General features: G+C 42.9%; 3 protein-coding genes and 5 tRNA genes. 5 read left to right on the forward strand and 3 right to left on the reverse strand.

The window, feature by feature from the left end; translation table 11 throughout:
* Positions 1-153 precede the first annotated feature (153 nt).
* The 3 genes from KJ678_01610 to KJ678_01620 all read right to left on the reverse strand — a co-directional run bounded on the left by KJ678_01610 (position 154) and on the right by KJ678_01620 (position 1,163).
* Positions 154-225, reverse strand: a tRNA-Arg gene (locus tag KJ678_01610).
* A 17-nt stretch (positions 226-242) separates the two neighbouring features.
* Positions 243-329 (reverse strand) — tRNA-Leu (locus tag KJ678_01615).
* 156 nt (positions 330-485) lie between these two features.
* Entirely contained in the window at positions 486-1,163 is a 678-nt protein-coding gene (locus KJ678_01620; GenBank protein MBU1016841.1) for a hypothetical protein, read from the reverse strand.
* A gap of 76 nt (positions 1,164-1,239) precedes the next feature.
* On the opposite strand from KJ678_01620, the gene KJ678_01625 reads away from it, so the two are divergent.
* The 5 genes from KJ678_01625 to KJ678_01645 all read left to right on the forward strand — a co-directional run.
* Positions 1,240-1,311 (forward strand) — tRNA-Gly (locus KJ678_01625).
* Positions 1,312-1,322: 11 nt separating this feature from the next.
* A tRNA-Val gene (locus tag KJ678_01630) sits at positions 1,323-1,395 on the forward strand.
* Positions 1,396-1,414: 19 nt separating this feature from the next.
* Positions 1,415-1,501 (forward strand) — tRNA-Leu (locus KJ678_01635).
* A gap of 225 nt (positions 1,502-1,726) precedes the next feature.
* Positions 1,727-2,059: a hypothetical protein gene (locus KJ678_01640; protein ID MBU1016842.1), complete on the forward strand. Its 333-nt coding sequence runs from the start codon at positions 1,727-1,729 to the stop codon at positions 2,057-2,059.
* A gap of 98 nt (positions 2,060-2,157) precedes the next feature.
* The coding region (locus tag KJ678_01645; GenBank protein MBU1016843.1) for an efflux RND transporter periplasmic adaptor subunit at positions 2,158-2,706 on the forward strand (549 nt) is incomplete at its 3' end.

Below are 2,706 nucleotides of genomic sequence, written 5' to 3' on the forward strand. Positions count from 1 at the left end.
CTCCGCTTGACTAATTGAACTTGCCCTTCGGGATTACCTCAGGACACTACAAATCTCTAGTCTCGCTCCGCTTGACTAATTGAACTTGCCCTTCGGGATTACCTCAGGACACTACAAATCTCTAGTCTCGCTCCGCTTGACAAGATATTTGTGTGCCAGCAGGAGGAATCGAACCCCCATCTACTCCTTAGAAGGGAGGCGCTCTGTCCGTTGAGCTATGCCGGCAACCTTATATGTTTTTGTGCCGAGGAGAGGACTTGAACCTCCACGGGTTTTAAAAGCCCATATGGTCCTAAGCCATACGCGTCTACCAGTTCCGCCACCTCGGCAAAACTCTTTTGATTTTAACATAAAAAATGAAAATAAAAAGCGCCCGGGTTGCCCCGGACGCCTTTACCAATCATAAGTCAGCTTTTGATAAAGCCATCTTGTGATAGCTTAATTTTATCCTAAAAATAGTCATTTGTCAAATAAATACGGGCTTTTTATAGGGAAGACCTAAAGTTTTCTAATTCAGTATAGTATTGCCACACACATTTTGCCCACGGACCTCCTTTTAGAACAGAAGGGGGGGCGTAGAAACGCATAATGTTCTCAATATCTTCAAAAATAAGCGCTGGCTTGGCAGTGTAATTTCTATAAAGAGGCGAGGTTGCCAAACCTTTGGTAACAGTTTCTATGGCATTTTCCCACGACAGTAAATCATAAGCGCCTGTTCTTTGCGCCAAATCCATCTCGCTTGCCGCCCAACCCCATGTATTGTATGTTTCTTCACCCTCAAATTTAGGCGTTGCTCTGCCTAAATTTCCTTCGCACATACCAATTGCCACCACAAGCCAAGGGTTAATCTGATACTTTTCCGCCATTTGCTTAAATGTTTCCGCATGACTTACCAAAGTTTCGTCAGCTTTGTATCTAATCATAAACTGCCTAATTACTTCTGTTGTGGCTTGTTTTGATTCTATGGACTGTGTAACCGTTCCAAGAATCCGTGGTTTGGAAGCAAATAATGAATATAACTCGGGCCCTCCGTTTGCCAATACATTTGTTTTATTTGTTTTGGCAAATAGAAAAAGCCCCGTAACAATAATTGAAGTTAGGACAAAGAAAAAAAGAATAGGAAAAACAAGAAACAATGCCTTAGCTTTTTGTATTGATATCATACTGTAAATAATTTTAACAAGTTTATATCGCAGTTGTCAAAACCACTATTTTAAGTGTAAAATAGGCAAGTATCCTGCGGCGGTAGTTCAGCGGTAGAATGTCTCCCTTCCAAGGAGAAGGTCAAGGGTTCAATTCCCTTCCGCCGCTCCTGGCTAAATGGGTTTATAGCTCAGTTGGCAGAGCGCTTCGCTTACATCGAAGAGGTCTCAGGTTCGATCCCTGATAAACCCACAGGTATAGCTCATCTCTTGCCGAGGTGGCGGAATTGGTAGACGCGCAACGTTGAGGTCGTTGTAAGCCTTAAAAGCTTGTGGAGGTTCAAATCCTCTCCCCGGCACAAAATCTATAAGAAAGGTGGAGGCCTCCGGCTCTACGAGCCGTAGGCTCGGAGAGTTCAAATCCTCTCCCCGGCACATTTCTTATCTTAGGGGTCGGTACCCCAAAGGGGTCGGCGCCCCAATGAATTTTCCTTAAATTGACTTATCCCATAATATGTGGTAGTATACTCTCACTCTCATCGGAATTGAAGAAGGACAACTCATATCTTGAAAGGAGAGGAGACATGAAATTCACCTTTTTTGGAGATTTTGTGGAGGAAAGTAGACAATTGTTGAAAAGTGTAGGTGAGTCGCGAGGACACACTTGTGAAACGCCCGCGGATGTTGTCTTTATGATGGCATATTCGAGAAATATTCCGCTTGTCCAACAAGCGATAAAGCTCAGAATTGGACCCAAACCACTCTTGCTGTTGCGAGCGATACAGCCAAGATGGGAAGAAGAGCGTGCATTCTGGCGCACGCGCAGAGTCAGGGACATCGTGAATTTGCCATACGATAAGGACGCTACCGAAAAACTCTTCGCCGCATTGGAAGCGGGAGACACATCATCTCTGTGAACATCCCCCGCTCCAGTAACCCCCCCGCGGAATTTGAAGTCCAAAGGGGGATTTTTTTTTATTGCCTCAAAAGTGTTTATAGTATAAAATAATCCAATATGCTTAAACTTAATAAAAAGAAAATTATAATTATCCTTTTAGGCCTAGTGTTTATGGTTTTCTTATTTGTCTTTATCTCAAACAAAAACCGTCCGGTGGAAGTTGAAATTACCAAAGCCGAAACGCGCGATATTGTTAAAACCACCTCTCTAAGCGGAGAAGTAAAGGCGGAAAACCAAGTAGACATTGCGTTTGCTACATCCGGGACAATACAGTCCATCTCTGTAAAACTTGAAGATACTATTAACCAAACCGATGTTCTCGCCTCTCTTAACGCATCTAGTTTATACAACACTTACCTTGCTCAAAAATCTCTTTACGACAAAGCCAAACAACAGCTTGAAACTTTTATGGAAACTTATAAAGACGACCCAAACACCGCTCTCATTAACTCCGACGACATTTATTGGTCCAAATATAATGAATACAACAACGCAATTGCTTCCGCTAAAGCTACCACTGATGCTACCTTAAACAACCTTTCCAACGCCTATATTAAATCCCCCATTAACGGCGTCATCACCAAATTAAACTATAAAGAAGGCGAA

Source organism: Patescibacteria group bacterium (assembly GCA_018817085.1).
In the GTDB taxonomy this organism is placed as follows: Bacteria; Patescibacteriota; WWE3; order CG2-30-40-12; family CG2-30-40-12; genus CG2-30-40-12.